Raw genomic sequence first — 19268 nt, forward strand, 5'->3', positions numbered from 1 at the left:
TATAATTCCCTAAAGGAGGAATGCTCTATGAATTTTGCTATTCGAGGTCAACACTTTGATGTCACAGATGCTATTAAAGATTATGTGGACAGAAAGCTTAACAGACTTGAAAGGTACTTCGATTCACCTCCAGTATCCGACGGTATGGTTACACTGAGTTCCAATCGCGGACGTTTTACCGTTGAGGTTACAATTCCTCTCCCCGGCCTGCTGTTGCGTGCTGAGGATCGCAGTGAAGATATGTACGCTTCCATCGACTCTGTTGTCGACAAACTGGAGCGTCAGATCCGCAAGCATAAAACCAAGCTGAACCGCAAATTCCGTCAAAACGATGAGAATCTAAAATCGTTCTTTGTGGAAGATCCGACGGCTGCTTCTCTGGCAGTAGATGAGGATGCAGACGTGGAAGTGGAAAGCGATGAGTTCGAAATCGTCCGTAACAAACGCTTCCTCCTGAAGCCGATGGACGTTGAAGAAGCCATTCTGCAAATGAATCTGATCGGGCATACGTTCTTCGTATTCTCGAATATTAACAGCCAACAGGTCAATGTGGTATACCGCCGCGACGATGGCAAATACGGCCTGATTGAACAAGAATAATATACGCAAATGTAATGGAGCCTCGTCCAACCGGACGGGGCTTTTTAGCGGCCAGATCATGCAGGTGCGGGCTGGCACGGAATACAGCCTGACCGCCGTGAAAGAAGTGCAATCCGGCCCAAAGTGGAGTATACTATATAGAGTGTCCCAAACGCTGCTGCCTCCTGCAAAACTGCTTTGCAGCCTGCATACCCAGCGACCGGACCCGGCCTAGCTATTCATTCATGGCCGATCTGATCCGTATCACCGACATAATGAAACATTTTTGCTTTTTATACGTATAAGTATACGCAGTATTATTCACGGTAATGAATATCATATGGATACAGCCAGGCACGGGATATATTTATCTTGTGTCCTATTGAACTTGATTGTTATACCGGACATCGTATGTATGTGGAGCCTGATCCAATCGGGACTTGTACACATTGCAGTAGGTCCATGATTCAGCGTTCGAAACTCGAAACGCAATTTCCAATAAAAGCGATTCTCATGAAGCAAAATATATTGCTGCATCATTATATGATTTTGCCTCCGGAAATAGCCGATTTGTTGCGGCATTTACCTGAAACTGGTACAATTTATTGCAACTGAGGTTATTGAATAATCCCCCGGAAGCGTCGTGTAATTTCCATTTATTCAATAATCCATCTCTGTTTAGCGCGAAAGGGGTTAACCATGCTAGGTATCGTTAAGAAAATATTTGGTGACACAAATGAACGTGATGTTAAACGAATTATGAAGACGGTTGACATCATCAACAATATGGAAAAGGAATTTGAAGCACTTTCCCACGATGAACTTCAGGGGAAAACCGCAGAATTCCGCGAACGTCTGGAAAAAGGTGAAACGCTTGAACAGCTGCTTCCCGAAGCTTTTGCCACTGTGCGTGAAGCTTCGAAACGTCAGCTGGGCATGCGTCATTTTGACGTACAGCTGGTCGGCGGTATCGCTCTTCACGAAGGCAAGATCGCCGAGATGAGAACCGGTGAAGGTAAGACGCTGGTAGGTACGCTGCCGGTCTACCTGAACGCACTCGAAGGCAAAGGCGCTCACGTCGTTACGGTCAATGATTATCTGGCCAAACGTGACAGTCTGCAAATGGGTCGTATCTACAACTATCTGGGCATGGAAGTCGGTGTTAACCTCAGCGGTATGAAGCATGAGGAGAAACAGGCTGCTTATGCGTGCGATATTACGTACGGTACGAACAATGAATTTGGATTTGACTATCTGCGTGACAATATGGTGCTGTACAAAGAACAGATGGTACAGCGTCCGCTGCACTTCTGTATCATTGATGAAGTCGATTCCATTCTGATCGATGAAGCCCGTACACCGCTGATCATCTCCGGTCAGGCGCAGAAATCCACCGAACTGTATTTTGCAGCTGACCGTTTTGTGAAAAGCCTCAAGGCTGAAGATGATTACACTGTGGATATCAAAGTGAAATCCGTAGCTCTGACTGAAGCAGGCGTTGAAAAGGCCGAGAACTTCTTTGGCCTGGAGAACCTGTATGATAATAGCAATGTAACGATTAACCACCACGTGGTACAGGCGCTCAAAGCGAATGCCATCATGCACCGCGATGTGGATTATGTCGTAGCCGACGGTGAAGTTCTGATCGTCGATGAATTTACCGGACGTCTGATGGCTGGCCGCCGTTACAGCGATGGTCTGCACCAAGCGATCGAAGCCAAGGAAAACCTCGATGTACAAAACGAAAGCATGACGCTGGCAACGATCACGTTCCAGAACTACTTCCGTATGTACAAAAAGCTGGCAGGTATGACCGGTACAGCGAAAACCGAGGAAGAAGAATTCAAAAAAATCTATGGTCTGGAAGTACTACAGGTGCCAACAAACCGCGTGAATCAGCGTCAGGATGCTCCGGACGTTGTATATAAGAGCGTACAAAGCAAGTTCCGCGCTGTCGTCGATGAGATCGTACGTCGCCATGAGAAAAACCAGCCGGTACTGGTCGGTACAGTCTCTATCGAGAACTCGGAGCTGCTGTCCGAAATGCTGAAACGTAAAGGCATCAAACACCAGGTACTGAATGCGAAATACCATGCCGAAGAAGCGGAAATTATCTCCCGTGCCGGTCAGCCGGGTACGGTAACGATCGCTACGAACATGGCCGGTCGTGGTACGGATATCATCCTGGGTGAAGGTGTCGCGGAAGTGGGCGGTCTGCACATTATCGGTACAGAGCGTCACGAATCCCGCCGGATCGATAACCAGCTGCGCGGTCGTGCCGGTCGTCAGGGTGACCCGGGTTCGACCCAGTTCTACCTGTCTCTGGGCGATGAGCTGATGAAGCGCTTTGGTGCAGATAATGTCATGAATATGATGGAAAAGCTGGGCTTTGAAGAAGACCAGCCGATCGAGAGCCGGATGATTACGCGTGCGGTTGAATCTGCACAGCGCCGCGTCGAAGGCAGTAACTTTGATATGCGTAAAATCGTCCTGCAGTATGATGATGTGATGAACAAGCAGCGTGAAATCATCTACAAACAGCGTCGTGAAGTGCTGGAATCGGCGAATATCCGTGAGGTTGTTCTGCAGATGATCAAGCCTTGTATCGAGCGTGTGGTTGAAGTTCACTGTAATGATGATATTCCGGAAAACTGGGAACTGCAGGAAGTGGCTGACTATGTCAACAATAACTTCCTGATTGAGAATACCGTAGATGAATCCGAGCTGCACGAGAAAGAAAAAGAAGAGATGGTTAACTACCTCTTCGAGCGTGTGGAACTGCGTTATCTGCAGCGTGAAAAGGAAATCGGGGAAGAAACAATCCGCGAATTCGAGAAAGTGGTTGTTCTGCGTGCGGTTGACCGTAAGTGGATGGACCATATCGATGCGATGGAACAGCTGCGTCAGGGTATCCACCTGCGTGCATATGGTGGTACCGATCCGCTGCGTGAATACCAGTTTGAAGGATTTGAAATGTTCAATCAGATGGTGGCAGACATCCAGGAAGAAGTTGCCGGCTATGTGATGAGAGCCCAAATCCAGACTCAACAGGAACGTCAGGCTGTTGTGGATACAAGCAAAGTCAGCACCAACAGCTCCGAAGCGGCAGAGAAACGTCCTTCCCGTGAAGAACGTCGTCGCAGACGCAAATAATTCAGGTTATCGAACCAGGCAGTAAAAGATACCGGGAGACACTCACCATGGTTGTGGGTGTCTTTTCTCGGATAAAGGAATCGTATACTAACGAAGAGGTGAATGTTCATGATCGAACCGAATGTAAAGCATGACCTGCGTGAAATGGCTCAGAAATTATCCAACCTTAGGGGGTCTCTTTGACTTAGATCTCAAAAATGAAATGATCGAGAACTTTGAGGTGAAAATGTCGGCTCCGGATTTCTGGGATGACAATGAATCGGCTCAAGAGGTCATTGCAGAGATGAATGCGGTCAAAGGATCGGTAGACCAGTACAACAAGCTGCAGCAGGAATACGACGATGTCAGCCTGATGGCTGAACTGGCCGATGAGGAAAATGATGAAGAACTGGCACAGGAAGTGACTTCCGGCGTACAGACACTGGTCAAAAAGCTGGAAGAGTTCGAACTGCAGCTGCTGCTCAATGAGCCGTATGACAAGCTGAATGCGATTCTGGAACTTCATCCGGGTGCGGGTGGTACGGAATCCCAGGATTGGGGCTCCATGCTGCTGCGTATGTATACACGCTGGGCAGAGAAGAGCGGCTTCAAGGTGGAAGTAATGGATTATCTGCCAGGCGAAGAAGCGGGGATCAAGAGTGTTACCCTGCTGATCAAAGGCTATAATGCCTACGGCTACCTGAAAGCGGAAAAAGGAGTACATCGTCTGGTACGTATTTCTCCATTCGACTCTTCAGGCCGTCGTCATACGTCTTTTGTATCCTGTGACGTGGTACCCGAGATTACCAATGATACCGAGATTGAGATCCGTACGGAAGATCTCAAAGTGGATACGTATCGTGCCAGCGGCGCGGGTGGTCAGCATATCAATACGACTGACTCGGCTGTCCGGATTACGCATTTGCCGTCCGGCGTTGTCGTGAGCTGTCAGACCGAGCGTTCCCAGATCAAAAACCGTGAGCGTGCGATGACGATGCTGCGTTCCAAATTGTATGAACGCAAAATCGAGGAAGAACGCAAACAGCTGGATGAAATCCGCGGTGAGCAGTCCGAGATTGCCTGGGGCAGCCAGATTCGCTCCTATGTATTCCATCCGTACAGCATGGTCAAAGACCATCGTACTCAGGTGGAGACAGGTAATATTGGAGCGGTAATGGACGGGGACCTGGATCCATTTATCGATGGATATCTGCGCAGCCAGCTGAAAGTGGAAGTGGATCAGTAACAATATCCATGCAATCCTATTTCAATAGTACGAGCATGATTGTGCTGAACATAGAGACCTTCATTCCTTATGGATGAAGGTCTTTTTTTGATGTATTGGCTTCTTGATGTATTGGCTTCTTGATGTATTGGCTTCTTGATGTATTGGCTTCTTGATGTATTGGATTTTTGGGTACATTGAGCTTTTTGGACATATTGGGATTTTGGGTATATGAAGGATAGATCTTTGTTCATTTACACAGATGCGGTGGCCCGGTCCCGGATTAAAGTATCACCTATTTGCCGCATGTTCTTTCAGAAATAAACAATATGCAATACAATAAAAACGCGACAGAAATATGTATTCTGGATGAGTACTATGATCTGTAAGGGTTGTTCGGCAACTGATGCAAATTTGATAGGGTACAGGTGAACAAATAATATGATGACAACATCTTCTCAGACCAATTCACGCAGGAGGAAACCGCCGATTATTCCGCTGACCGGGCCGCTGCGCAACAGCTGGGATGCCGCTCTGATCGTGATCGGGGCCTGTATTATGGCGCTGGCGTTTAATTTGTTTTTGCTGCCCAATCATATCGCTTCCGGCGGAGTAGCGGGCATATCGATTATTGCTTCGGAGATTATGGGGATTGAGCCGGCGTATACGCAGTGGGTATTTAATATTCCGCTGTTTGTAGCGGGGTATCTGCTGCTGGGACACCAGGCGAGCATACGGTCACTGCTGGGTACGATTGTACTGCCGATGTTTATTTATTTGACGCGTGATCTGCCTGCACCTACCACCAATCCGCTGCTGGGTGCACTGTACGGTGGTATCGGCGTAGGCCTGGGTCTTGGCATCGTCTTTCGCGGCCGGGGATCGACAGGCGGGATGGCGATACTGGCGCAGATTATACACAAGCTGACCGGATTTAGCATGTCATTCTGTGTAATTCTGACGGATGGTACGGTCATTCTGCTGGCGGGTCTGCTGCTCAAGCCCGAGCAGGCGCTTTATGCACTGATCGGTCTGTTTGTAACGAGCAAAATGATCGATGCCGTTGAACTGGGATTCAGCAACTCGAAAGTGGCCTATATTATCTCAGAGGAAGTCGAGCCGATGCGGCTGGCGATTCTGAATGATCTGGATCGCGGACTGACCAAACTGAATGCGGAAGGCGGCTATACCGGAGACGAACGAACGGTATTCATGGTCGTGGTCGGGCAAAATGAAGCAAGCCGGCTGAAAACGATCGTCCGCGCGGTAGATCCGGACGCTTTTGTTATTATCAGTAATGCGCATGAAGTATTGGGTAAAGGATTCAAGCTGCCCGGATAAGGATGGAGATGTGCTTGAAAGTAAAGGGAGAAAATAAAAGATAAGAATAGAGAATGAAAAAGTAAAGAGCGAAGCACGAAGCGCAAAGAGTAAAGAGCAAGAATGAAAGTGAAAAATAAAATAAGAAGTATAAACGAAAATAAAAGCGCGCTGCCTGGTAGGGGAATTACCGGGCGGCGCGCTTTTTGGTGCTTTGATGAGAGTAAGTATAGAGGTGAATAGAAAAAAACATGCATATAAGGAAAATGAAAGGGAATAAAAACGGGCTATTGAGCAAATGCATATAGCTGCATATATAATAATGCTTCCGTACGTACACATTTATACCAACACCTACCTACATGCCTGCCTGAATACATAGGATAAAGCTATAGATGAAAACATAGATAAGTATAAAGGGACAGACCAGAATGAAGAAATAGATACAAATCAGCAAATACATACGAGTCAACAAATACATACGAAGTAGCAAATCAATACAGATGAATAGCAGCGCTATGCATTTATTCACTATCTATTTATAGAAGGAAACGAAAGTTGATACATCTGCAAATATAGCGTTTCTATATGAATATGTGCTTATATTTTTACTAAAGTAGCTACTAAATGAGGAAAATACAAACGAGCAATTTAAACCAAATAAGGACAAAACACCCAATATTGAGGATAAAAGAATAAAGCTGGGATGATAGGGTTATTAGTAATCATGGCACTTTGCCTGCTGCGCGCAGTCATTCGTAATGAAGGTTGTATTTATATTACATCGGATGTATAATAATACACATCTTATATTCGGAAATGCAAAGGCCAAGAATGTGCCGAACAGGAGGAATTGAGCTTGAGTCCAGTTAAAACAAGAGTAGCTATCGTAGGTTCCACCGGCTATGGCGGGGTGGAACTGATTCGTTTTTTGCAGCATCATCCGGAGGTGGAGATTACTTCGGTCATCTCGGCTTCAAGCAGCGGTAAGCCGATGTCAGACCAATTTCCCCATCTGAGCGGTGTGATGGACATGGAGCTGGATGGAGTGGATGCGGCCGAGACGGCGCAAAAAGCGGATATTGTTTTTCTGGCGACACCATCGGGAGTAAGCAGCAAGCTGGTTCCCCAGTATGTCGAAGCCGGTCTGCGGGTCATTGACCTGTCCGGGGATTACCGGATCAAGGACAGCGCAACCTATGAACAGTGGTACAAGCATGATGCACCGGAAGCCTCTTATCTCGAAGAAGCGGTCTATGGACTATGTGAATGGAAAGGCAATGATGTAAACGGCAAACGCCTGATCTCCAACCCGGGCTGTTACCCGACAGCGACACTGCTGGGCCTGCTGCCTGGTGTGGAAGCGGGCTGGCTGGCGGCAGACAGCATCATTATTGATGCCAAATCCGGAGTATCCGGTGCAGGTCGCGGTACAAGCCTGTCTTCGCATTATGCGGAGATGAACGAGAACTTCAAGGCTTATAAAGTCAATAAACATCAGCACATTCCCGAGATTGAGCAGGTGCTTGGCGAAGCCGCCGGTCAGCCGGTAACTGTCACCTTTACTACTCATCTCGTACCGATGACACGGGGAATTATGAGTACGATGTATGGAACAGCGGTAGGCGGTCATTCGGAGGAAGAATGGATTGAGCTGTATCGTGAATATTATCGGGATCGTCCATTTGTACGTATCCGCAAGCAGGGACAGTGGCCTTCCACCAAGGAAGTGGCCGGTTCCAACTACTGTGATATCGGGTTTGCATTGGACGAACGTACAGGCCGGATGACAATTATCTCGGTAATCGACAACCTGGTCAAAGGAGCCGCCGGTCAGGCTATCCAGAATATGAACCGGATGATGGGCTGGGCGGAGAACACCGGGCTGAATATGCTGCCTGTATACCCTTAATTATTTTATTCGGACGAATTGTTGAATGGCACAGTGTCAAATTGCATATAAATGTACGCATACCTATACAGAATATACATTGCCGACGGAAAAGTAGGAGGAACTATCATGTCAGAATCTTGGTTTGAGCAGATTCCAAACGGAACTATCGTGACTCCGCAAGGATTTCAGGCTGGAGGTCTGCATTGCGGACTGAAAAAAACAGAGTGTAATGATCTTGGTGTTATTGTATGCGAGGTACCGGCAGCTGCGGCTGCTGTATATACAACAAATCTTTTTCAGGCGGCACCGCTTCAGGTGACCCGGCAGAGTCTGTCGAACGGAACTCTACGGGCTGTTGTCGTAAACAGCGGTAACGCCAATGCCTGTACCGGGCAGCAGGGCGAGCAGGATGCCTATACCATGCGTGCGGAGACGGCGAGACAGCTGGGAATCGCTGAAGAGGATGTGGCAGTAGCTTCCACCGGAGTCATTGGGGAACTGCTCAAGATGGACTGTGTCACTTCCGGCATTACCCGGCTGCCGGCAGCTATCGGCGGAGAGCCGGAACATGCGGAACAATTTTGCCAGGCGATTCTGACAACGGATCTGGTGAAAAAGGAAATTGGTGTGGCAGTACAGGTGAACGGCCGACAGGTACATATTGCCGGAGCCGCCAAAGGGTCAGGCATGATCCACCCGAATATGGCGACGATGCTGGCATTTATGACGACAGATGCGGTCATTTCGGCGGAGAATCTTCAGCAGCTGCTGCGGACGACGACCGATCAGACCTTTAACATGATTACCGTGGATGGCGATACGAGCACCAATGACATGCTGGTAGCGATGGCCAGCGGCCTCGCCGGACACGAGGAGCTGACGCCGGAACATCCGGATTGGGAGGCATTTGCAGCGGGTTTCCGTCAGGTATGTGAATATCTGGCCAAGTCGATTGCCAAAGATGGCGAAGGAGCCACCAAGCTGGTTGAAGTTATTGTTAATGGAGCATTGAATGATCTGTCTGCCCGTGCCATTGCCAAAACCGTCATAGGCTCCAGCCTCGTGAAGTCCGCCATGTTCGGAGCCGATGCCAACTGGGGACGGGTCATCGCAGCTGTCGGACGTGCCGGTGAACCGCTAAATGTGAATACGGTGGATATCCGGCTCGGAGACATTGTGGTATTGACCGATTCCAGACCGGTGCCATTTGACGAAGAAAAGGCGCTGCAGTATCTTCAGGGCGATACGGTACAGATCGTGGTGGATCTGCATTATGGAGAAGGTCAGGCTCTGGCATGGGGCTGTGATCTGACGTATGACTATGTTCGTATTAACGCTGCCTACCGTACTTAATGGAAACAGGAGGATATGATCATGACTGGAACTGCAGCAGACCGTACCTTTGTCATGAAGTGCGGTGGAAGTACACTGGCAGCACTGCCGGCATCTTTTTTTGAAGATTTGAAGCATATTCAGGAGTCGGGTACGACGCCGGTCATTGTACATGGCGGCGGCCCGGCCATTTCAGATAATCTGACCCGGTTGGGAATTGAGACGGAATTTGTCGGCGGCCTGCGCAAGACGACAGAGCAGGTGCTGGATGTAGTGGAAATGGTATTGTCCGGCAGCATCAACAAGCAGATCGTACGCCGTATTCAGGGCAGCCAGGCCAGAGCCATCGGCATCTCCGGTGTGGATGGCGGACTGATCCAGGCGCGTCCGGTGAGTAACTCGGCAGAGGTGGGTCTGGTCGGTGATGTGACTTATGTGGAAGCCTCCATTATCCGGGCGATTGTCGATCTGGGTTATATCCCGGTCATTGCCCCAGTCGGCGCGGATGCAACAGGTCAGCGATATAACATTAACGCCGATACCGCAGCCGGTGCTGTTGCTTCGCATCTGGGTGTACCACGAATGATCGTCGTCACCGATGTGCCGGGAATTATGCGCACGGTGGACGGCGACAAAAAAGTACTGCCCCAGGTCACCATACAAGAGATTGACGAGATGATATCCACCGGTGAAATCTACGGCGGCATGATTCCCAAGGTCAAGGCAGCCATTGCCTGCATTCAGGGAGAGGTACAGGAAGTCATCATTGTCGATGGCAGTGAGCCGCAGATCTTGAGCCGTGTACTGAAAGGCGATCCGGTAGGTACCCGCATTATTCGTAAATGATCGATCGTCCATAAGTGATTCACATACATTTGACTACACATTAGAGGAGTGTGCCCCGTATGGCTAATCCGACGAGTAATCAGCAGCAATCACAGTCAAGCGAAGAAAGTGCATTATTTCCGACGTACGCGCGATACCCGCTCGCTTTTGCAAAAGGAAAAGGGAGCTATCTGTGGGATGTGAACGGTAAAAAGTATCTGGACTTCATGTGTGGTCTGGCAGTGACCAATCTGGGCCATGCTCCAACAGCGGTGGCCGACAAGCTAAAGCAGCAGCTGGATGAACTGTGGCATACGTCCAATCTGTTCCAGATTCCGAATCAGGAAAAAGCAGCGCAGCTGCTGACATCGATGACTTCCGGCGCTGCTGTATTTTTCTGCAACAGCGGTGCCGAGGCCAATGAAGCGGCGATCAAGCTGGCACGCAAATATCAGCAAAAGGTCAAAGGGGAAGAACGCTACGAAATCATTACCTTTACCCAGTCATTCCATGGACGGACGCTGGCGACACTGACAGCGACCGGACAGGACAAGGTCAAAGAAGGATTTCATCCGCTGCCCGCAGGCTTCGTAACGGTGCCGCTGAACGATCTGGAGGCACTTCAGTCGGCGATTGGACCGCATACGGCGGCTGTCATGCTGGAGATGATCCAGGCGGAAGGCGGCGTATATCCGGCTAACACGGAATATGTGCAGGCTGTTGCCGAGCTGTGCAAGCAGCATGGACTGCTGCTCATCATCGATGAGATTCAGACGGGGATGGGGCGTACAGGCAAGCTGATGTCCTTTGAACATTACGGGATTGAGCCGGATATCTTCACCCTGGCCAAAGGGCTGGCGAGCGGCTTCCCGGTAGGTGCGATGGTCGGCAAGGCATATCTCAAGGACGCTTTTACCGCTGGCAGTCACGGTTCCACCTTTGGCGGGACACCGCTGGCGACGGCTGCGGTAATAGCCACGCTGGAGACGATGCAGGAGCAGAATGTAGTGGAGCATGCAGCCAAAATGGGAGACTATCTGATGCAGCAGCTGCATGACAAGCTGGCCGGTCATTCCTTTGTCAAAGAGATCCGCGGTAAAGGTCTGATGATCGGAATCGAATGTGTATCGCCGGTCAATGAACTGATCATGGCGGGACAGGAAAAAGGACTGCTGTTCGTCAATGCAGGACCGAATGTGATTCGTCTGCTGCCAAATCTGCTCATTACAGAGCAGGAGATCGACCAGGCGATTCAGATATTGAATGAAGTGATTCAGGAATATGCGCCTGTCGTTAGCGCATCAGGACCAAGCGGAAGCTAAACCGCAGCAATCAAGGGGGAATGGGGACATGGAAGATATGGTGCAGAACAAGCTGGAACTCAGTCATTTTAAAGGCAAAGATTTTATCGAACTGAGTGACTATACGGCGGACGAGATTAACTTTCTGATCGATTTGGCGATTGAGCTGAAGCGCAAGCAGAAAGCAGGGGAAATCTATCGTCCGCTGGAAGGCAAGACCGTCGGATTGATTTTTGAAAAGTCATCGACCCGTACACGGGTTTCCTTTGAAGTAGGAACGTATCAGCTGGGCGGACATGCACTGTTCCTCAGCAAAAACGATATCCAGATGGGCCGCGGCGAGACGATTGCCGATACGGCGCGTGTCATGTCCCGCTATCTCGATGGAATCATGATCCGTACATTTGGCCATGAGAATGTCACCGAGCTGGCGAAATATGCCGATATCCCGGTCATTAATGGCTTGAGCGATCTGGGACATCCATGTCAGGTGCTGGCTGACTTCCAGACCATCGTGGAACAAAAAGGCCAGCTCAAAGGCCTCAAATTAGCCTATATCGGCGATGGCAACAATATGGCGCACTCTCTGATGATTGGCGGGGCACGGGTCGGTCTGGACGTCTATGTCGCCAGTCCGGAAGGCTACGAGCCGGACCCGGCCGTCATCAAGCAGTGCGAACTGCTCGCTGCCGAGAGCGGCGCTACGATCAAGATCGTACGTGATCCGATCGAAGCTGTACGAAATGCTGATGCCATCTACACCGACGTATGGGCCAGCATGGGCTTCGAGGAAGAGCAGAAGATCCGCGAGCAGGCTTTTGCCGACTATCAGGTCAATGAAGCACTGGTGAGTCATGCCAAGCCGGATTATATCTTCCTGCACTGCCTGCCCGCCCACCGCGGCGAGGAAGTCAGCGCCGGTGTTATCGACGGACCGAACAGCGTCATTTTCGATGAAGCCGAGAACCGCCTGCATGCCCAGAAAGCAATCATGACCGCACTGATCGGTTAGAAATCCCGTTATTCAGCGATGAATGCGATAAACAGCATCCATTTCCAATCATACTTACGCCAACATGATCATAGCGAGCATGACCCATACACAATAATCGTCAGCTGCACCCAACCAAGTAAATCAGTAACTGGAGGAACCTACTCATGGCTAAAGATAAAATTGTACTCGCCTATTCCGGCGGTCTGGATACATCCATCATTCTGAAATGGCTCAAAGAAACCTATGATGCCGAAATTATCGCTTTTACAGCAGATATCGGACAGGCAGACGAACTCGACGGACTGGAAGAAAAAGCACTGGCTACCGGTGCATCCAAAGTATACATTGATGATCTGCGTGCCGAATTTGCCGAAGATTTCATTTATCCGATGTTCCAGGCAGGCGCATTGTATGAAGGACAATACCTGCTCGGAACGAGTATCGCCCGTCCGCTGATCGCCAAGCGTATGGTGGAGATCGCCCGTGCCGAGGGAGCGATCGCTATCGCTCACGGCGCTACAGGCAAAGGGAACGACCAGGTGCGCTTTGAACTGAACGCGGCTGCACTGGCACCGGAGATTCAGGTTATCGCACCATGGCGTCTGGAGCAGTTCCGTGCGGACTTCCCGGGACGTGCCGAGATGATCGCCTATGCCGAAGCGCATGGTATCCCGGTGACGGCTTCGGCAGCAAAGCCGTACTCCACCGACCGCAACCTGCTGCATATCAGCTATGAGAGCGGCGTGCTGGAAGATCCGGACTTTGACGCCAGTGCAGCGAGCAACAAGGATATGTTCATACTGAGCGTATCGCCGGAAGATGCACCGGATCAGCCGGAAATGCTGGAACTGCAATTTGAAAAAGGCAACTGTATCGCACTGAACGGCCAGTCCATGACTCCGCTGGAAGTTATGGAAAAGCTCAATGAGCTGGGCGGCAAGCACGGCATCGGCCGCGTCGATATGGTGGAAAATCGCTTTGTCGGCATGAAGAGCCGCGGCGTATACGAGACACCGGGCGGAACGATCCTGTTCACTGCTCACCGCAAAATGGAGTCCCTGACGATGGACCGCGAAGTCATGAGCCTGCGCGATTCCCTGATCACCCGTTATGCGAATCTGGTGTACAACGGCTTCTGGTTTGCACCGGAGCGCCTGGCACTTCAGGCCCTCGTTACGGAAAGCCAAAAAAATGTGACCGGTACAGTAAAAGTAAAACTGTACAAAGGCAATATTATCGCGGCAGGTCTCAGCAGCCCGGTCAGCCTGTACAACCCGGATATCGCGACTATGGAAGCTGATCCGACCAACGCATACGACCAGGGCGATGCAGCAGGCTTTATCCAGCTGAATGCACTTCGTCTCAGAGTGGGCGCAGGGGTACAGCAGCAGGCAGCAACTCAAGCGAAGCAGGGAGTGTGACCGGCAGTATGAGCAAACTATGGGGCGGACGTTTTACCAAGCAAACCAACCATCTGGTGGAAGAATATACAGCTTCCATCCATTTCGATAAAGCACTCGCAGAAGAAGATATCCAGGGCAGCCTCGCTCATGTGACCATGCTGGGCAAATGCGGCATCGTGCCTACGGAAGATGTAGAGACGATCAAGGCAGGTTTGAACAAGGTACTGGCTAAAATTCAGGCGGGCGAAGTAAACTTCTCCGTCTCGGATGAAGATATCCATATGAATATTGAAAAGCATCTGATCGAGGAAGTGGGTGCTGTCGGCGGCAAGCTGCACACCGGCCGCAGCCGTAACGATCAGGTGGCGACCGATATGCATCTGTACCTGCGCAAACGGGTCGTGGAGCTGGTCGGCCTGCTGCATGCGCTGCAGGAATCACTGATCACGCAGGCGAAAAGCAATATGGAGACGATCGTGCCGGGCTATACGCATCTGCAGCGTGCCCAGCCGATTCTATTCCCGCATCATCTGATGGCTTATGTGTCCATGTTCGAGCGGGATATTGACCGTCTCAAGGACAGCTACAAGCGCATCAACGTCCTGCCGCTCGGAGCAGGTGCTCTGGCAGGCACAACATTTCCGATCGATCGCCATTTTGTAGCGGAGCAGCTCGGATTCGATGCGGTCTATGAGAACAGTCTGGATGCGGTCAGTGATCGCGACTTTATCGTGGAATTCCTGTCCGGTGCATCGTTGATCATGACGCATCTGTCCCGTCTGAGCGAGGAGCTGGTGCTTTGGAGCAGTACCGAGTTCAACTTTGTCGAGCTGGATGATGCATTCTGTACCGGCAGCAGCATTATGCCGCAGAAGAAAAATCCCGATGTCGCCGAGCTGGTACGTGGCAAAACGGGCCGTGTGTACGGTAATCTGATCGGTCTGCTGACCGTGCTCAAATCGCTGCCGCTTGCCTATAACAAGGATATGCAGGAAGACAAAGAAGGCATGTTCGATACGGTAGCCACACTGGAAGGAGCCCTGCAGTTGTTCGCACCGATGATCGCCACGATGAAGGTCAATACCGGCCGGATGCGTGAAGCGGTCAACAAGGACTTTTCCAATGCAACGGATATTGCGGACTTCCTCGTTGGCAAAGGTCTGCCATTCCGTCAGGCTCATGAAGTGATTGGCAAAACGGTGCTATACTGTATCCAGGAAGGTAAATATCTGCTCGATCTGACGCTGGAGGAGTTCCAGGAATTCTCCCCGCTGTTCGATGACAGCATTTATCAGGTGCTGCAGCCGGAGACGGTCGTCAATGCCCGTAATGTATACGGTGGTACAGCGACGGTACAGGTGGCGGCAGCGATTGAACGCGCCGAACAGAAGCTGGGTCATACGGTACAGTGGCTGGAAGGCTATGCACAGCCGCACTAAGGAGAAAACAGTTAATGTTCGAATAGACGTCGCAGTGAACATGGGACGTTAAACAAGCGGGTTGTAACGATTAAAAAGCCTGCATTTTATGCAGCAGCATTTCCGTATGCAGTAGTCTGATATCAGATGCAATGCATGACCGTGTACAAGCAGCATACTCACTGCAACCAGGCAGCATTCTCATTGGGAATGCTGCTTTTGGTCTGAATTTTTGAAGGAGGGTGGTAAGGAATAGCAGGGCTGCCTATATCAAAAGTCATATTAACATTTCGAATTTCAAGAAATTTGTATGGCAAATGGCTGCTATAAAATCAGATTCGGGCTTGTTACAGACTTTATTTGATGCAAAAAGTACGTCAACTAGTGAGAAAGATACGTTTTGGAGTAATTAGAGAAAGGTCTGGAGAGAAACGTACAGTGCCATTAACGCATCATTTTTATTATTTTACATATCAAAAGAGCAGTATCCGTTAATAACCGCCTAAATGTAATGAAAAGAAAGAGTCATGTAAGCATGAAATTCGGGCATAATCTGAAATAGCCGGAAAGCGAGAGCGATACCTACACATTTTATCTGTGATATCTGTTACAGTAACAGCCTGTTCCTTTTCAAAAAACTGTAACAAGAAAAATCTATAAATGGTATTGCGTATTCTACAGAAAGCGCTACAATGAGACTAGAAATGTTAACGTTAACAATTTGGTCGCATGACGATAATTCAGTAACATAGCAGCATTATTTATGAAGGGAATGAAGAAGATGACCAAGAAGTTTCTGGATGATAATTTTCTGTTAAACAGTGAGACAGCGATCCGCCTGTATCATGATACCGCCAAAGATATGCCGATTATCGATTATCACTGTCATCTGAGTCCGCAGGAGATCTACGAAAATAAAACATTCAAAAATATTACCGAAGCCTGGCTGTACGGGGATCATTACAAATGGCGGGTGATGCGGGCGAATGGAGTCGAGGAACGCTACATTACCGGCGATGCCGAAGACTATGACAAATTCCTCGCCTGGGCGCGCACCGTTCCGCAGCTGATCGGCAATCCGCTCTATCACTGGACCCATCTGGAACTGCAGCGTTTCTTTGACGTGCATGAGTTGCTGAATGAGCAGTCTGCTCCGATGATCTGGGAAAAAGTGAACAAGCAGCTGCAGGGCCCGGGATTCGGCGCTCGTGATCTGATCACCAAATCCAAAGTAACCGTCGTCTGTACAACCGATGATCCTGTCGATTCCCTGGAATATCATGCCCGGATTCGCGAAATCAGCGGCTTCGAGACAGCGGTACTGCCAAGCTTCCGCCCGGACAAGGCGCTGGAAGTGAACCGTGCGACCTTCAAGCCATGGCTGCAGCAATTAAGCGAAGTGAATGGTTCCGAGGTGCGTACCTATGATGAGTTCCTTGCTGCACTGGAGAAACGGGTACGCTTCTTCCATGAAGCAGGCGGACGCGTCTCCGACCATGCAATCGACAAAGTGATGTATGCGGATACGACCCGCGAGGAAGCGGCCGAGATTTTTGCCAGACTGCTGGAGCAGGGTCAGGTCAGCCCGGAAGATGAAGCCAAACACAAAACCTGTACACTCGTCTTCCTGAGCAGCCTGTATGCCGAACTCGGCTGGGCGATGCAGCTGCATATCCACGCGCTGCGCAACAACAACTCTGTCGCATTTGGCAAGCTGGGACCAGATACCGGCTACGACTCCATCAATGACGGTGTGATCGCCCAGCCGCTCGTCTCCCTGATGGATGCAATGGAGAATGCAGGCGGCCTGCCGAAGACCATTCTGTATTCTCTGAATCCGAACGATTATCATGTACTGGCAAGCGCTGCGGGCAGCTTCCAGGGCGGCGGCATTCCCGGTAAAATCCAGTTCGGTACTTCGTGGTGGTACAACGATCACCGTGACGGCATTCGCGAACAGATGCGAATCCTCGGCAATCTGGGCGTGCTGTCCCGGTTCGTCGGCATGCTGACCGATTCCCGCAGCTTCCTGTCGTATACCCGGCATGAATATTTCCGCCGGTTGCTCTGCGATCTGCTGGGCACCTGGGTAGAGAGCGGCGAAGCGCCGAATGATCCACAGCTGCTGCAAAGCCTCGTTCAGGGCATCTGCTACAACAATGCGCAGCAGTATTTTAATTTCCCGGCTGTTGTATCAAGCCGCGTCTGAGAAGATAGTTGACCAAAGGTATTAAAGGTATCACATGACCGCTTGAATAATACAGGAACAGGACGCATGCTGTCTGTTATCTATAAAGGCAGCTTGTCATCCGGTTCAGAACCAGTTTATTGTTCAAGCGGTTCATTTATACTTACATTGTGAATTATTTCACTAATAAAACCATTATAAAGATCGAAGGAAGTGTTACAGATGGGAGCTACAGCATTAAAGCCTGTATCGATTGAGGAGCCGGCAGTTACTGCCAAGATCAGTTTGAAAGAAAAAATATCGTACGGCATGGGTGACTTTGGAAACGGATTCATGTTCGACCTGGGCCAGTTGTATCTGTTGAAATTCTTTACCGATGTAGCAGGAATACCGGCGATTGCAGCCGGCGGAATCTTTGCGGCGAGCAAGCTGTTTGCGGCCTTTTGCGATCCGATTGTCGGTTCCAGCATTGATTACCGCAAAAATATCGGACCGCGCGGCAAATTCAGACCTTATCTCATTATGGGCAGCATCGCGCTGGCCATTCTGACGATACTGACCTTTATCTCGCCGAATCTGTCGACCTCCGGCAAGCTGATCTATGCGTATGCTTCGTATATGATCTGGGGCATCGGGTATTCCTTTGTTAATATTCCGTACGGTTCGCTCGGAGCAGCGATTACACAGGATACGGTCGAGAGGGCATCGCTGTCTTCGTTCCGGCAGGCAGGTTCGCTCGGTGCGTTGTTTGTGACAAGCGTTATCGTAATGCCGATTATTGTTCATTTTGCCAATCCGAAGGTGGGGTATCCGGTCGTAATGGGCATTATGTCGCTGATTGGCGTAATCGCTTTCTTCTTCTGTTACAAAGGAACTCGGGAGCGGGTAGTGAATCAGGCGCCGCCCAAGGAGAAATTAACGCCGTGGCTGATCATCAAGACCTTTATCAGCAACAAACCGCTGCTGGTACTTGTGCTGATGACGGTGTTCACCATTTCCGCCTACAATATCAAGTCGGCGATGCTGGTGTATTTTGCCCAGTACAATCTTGGTAATGTGGAACTGATGGCGTATATGAACTTTATTATTATTGGTTCTTCCTTTATCGGGGTATTGTTCCTGCCCAAGCTGGTCAAAAAATTCGGCAAGCGCAATACGGCGCTGATCGGACTCGGTGTCAGTGTCGTCGCAGATACGATCAACTTTTTGGCGCCATCAAATGTGGTACTTTTCACAATTCTGGCAAGTATCGCGTTTATCGGGATCAGTATTCCTAACGGAATTACATGGGCCTTTGTATCGGACATTATCGATTATGGAGAATGGGAGTCCGGCGAGCGCAAAGACGGTATTACGTATTCGCTGTTTAACTTCTCACGCAAACTGGCCCAGTCACTGGCAGGTACATTATCCGGGATTGGTCTTGGACTGGTCGGTTATATTCCAAACGTTGCCCAGAGTACAGGCACACTGCTCGGGATCAAAGGTCTGCTCTGTCTGTATCCGGCAATTGCGCTGGCGATTGCCATGGTTATTATTGGATTTATGTACAAGCTGACAGACAGCAAGCATGAGGAGATCGTCGCCGAGCTGCGCATACGCAACAGCAGTAATACCGAATACGGGATGCAGCGATAAAAGGCACAGCATGTCCGGA

General features: G+C 49.9%; 13 protein-coding genes. All 13 read left to right on the plus strand.

Translation table 11 applies throughout. The annotated features are described in order from the left end of the window. The first annotated feature begins 27 nt into the window (after window positions 1-27). Window positions 28-600, plus strand: coding sequence for a ribosome hibernation-promoting factor, HPF/YfiA family (gene hpf, locus WH45_RS21195; protein ID WP_046216422.1), 573 nt, complete (start codon window positions 28-30; stop codon window positions 598-600). Window positions 601-1278: 678 nt separating this feature from the next. After that, window positions 1279-3732: a preprotein translocase subunit SecA gene (secA, locus tag WH45_RS21200; protein WP_046216423.1), complete on the plus strand. Its 2454-nt coding sequence runs from the start codon at window positions 1279-1281 to the stop codon at window positions 3730-3732. A gap of 108 nt (window positions 3733-3840) precedes the next feature. Beyond that, window positions 3841-4957, plus strand: a protein-coding gene (gene prfB, locus WH45_RS21205; RefSeq protein ID WP_152663622.1) for a peptide chain release factor 2 whose coding sequence is annotated in 2 segments (ribosomal slippage) — window positions 3841-3912 and window positions 3914-4957 — 1116 coding nt in all. Because the reading frame shifts where the segments join, the coding sequence is not laid out codon by codon here. 420 nt (window positions 4958-5377) lie between these two features. After that, a complete protein-coding gene (locus tag WH45_RS21210; protein ID WP_046216424.1) occupies window positions 5378-6277 on the plus strand; it encodes a YitT family protein in 900 nt (299 codons plus the stop codon). An 838-nt stretch (window positions 6278-7115) separates the two neighbouring features. Beyond that, window positions 7116-8168, plus strand: coding sequence for an N-acetyl-gamma-glutamyl-phosphate reductase (gene argC, locus WH45_RS21215; protein ID WP_046216425.1), 1053 nt, complete (start codon window positions 7116-7118; stop codon window positions 8166-8168). 108 nt (window positions 8169-8276) lie between these two features. Next, window positions 8277-9503 carry a bifunctional glutamate N-acetyltransferase/amino-acid acetyltransferase ArgJ gene (gene argJ, locus WH45_RS21220; protein WP_046216426.1) on the plus strand — a complete coding sequence of 409 codons (1227 nt, stop codon included), beginning with the start codon at window positions 8277-8279 and terminating at the stop codon, window positions 9501-9503. A gap of 21 nt (window positions 9504-9524) precedes the next feature. Continuing rightward, window positions 9525-10328: an acetylglutamate kinase gene (gene argB, locus WH45_RS21225; RefSeq protein WP_082097031.1), complete on the plus strand. Its 804-nt coding sequence runs from the start codon at window positions 9525-9527 to the stop codon at window positions 10326-10328. Between the two features lie 59 nt (window positions 10329-10387). After that, on the plus strand, window positions 10388-11629 hold the full coding sequence (locus WH45_RS21230; protein WP_046216428.1) for an acetylornithine transaminase: 1242 nt from the start codon (window positions 10388-10390) through the stop codon (window positions 11627-11629). Window positions 11630-11666: 37 nt separating this feature from the next. Continuing rightward, a complete protein-coding gene (argF, locus tag WH45_RS21235) occupies window positions 11667-12620 on the plus strand; it encodes an ornithine carbamoyltransferase (protein ID WP_046216471.1) in 954 nt (317 codons plus the stop codon). A 146-nt stretch (window positions 12621-12766) separates the two neighbouring features. Beyond that, a complete protein-coding gene (locus WH45_RS21240; protein WP_046216429.1) occupies window positions 12767-14023 on the plus strand; it encodes an argininosuccinate synthase in 1257 nt (418 codons plus the stop codon). Window positions 14024-14031: 8 nt separating this feature from the next. After that, entirely contained in the window at window positions 14032-15444 is a 1413-nt protein-coding gene (argH, locus tag WH45_RS21245; protein WP_046216472.1) for an argininosuccinate lyase, read from the plus strand. Between the two features lie 760 nt (window positions 15445-16204). After that, entirely contained in the window at window positions 16205-17632 is a 1428-nt protein-coding gene (gene uxaC, locus WH45_RS21250) for a glucuronate isomerase (protein ID WP_046216430.1), read from the plus strand. Between the two features lie 201 nt (window positions 17633-17833). Next, window positions 17834-19249 (plus strand): MFS transporter, encoded by a 1416-nt coding sequence (locus WH45_RS21255; protein ID WP_046216431.1) that lies wholly within the window; start codon window positions 17834-17836, stop codon window positions 19247-19249. Window positions 19250-19268: the final 19 nt, after the last annotated feature.

The sequence above is a fragment of the Paenibacillus wulumuqiensis genome, assembly GCF_000971965.1.
GTDB classification, from domain to species: domain Bacteria; phylum Bacillota; class Bacilli; order Paenibacillales; family Paenibacillaceae; genus Saccharibacillus; species Saccharibacillus wulumuqiensis.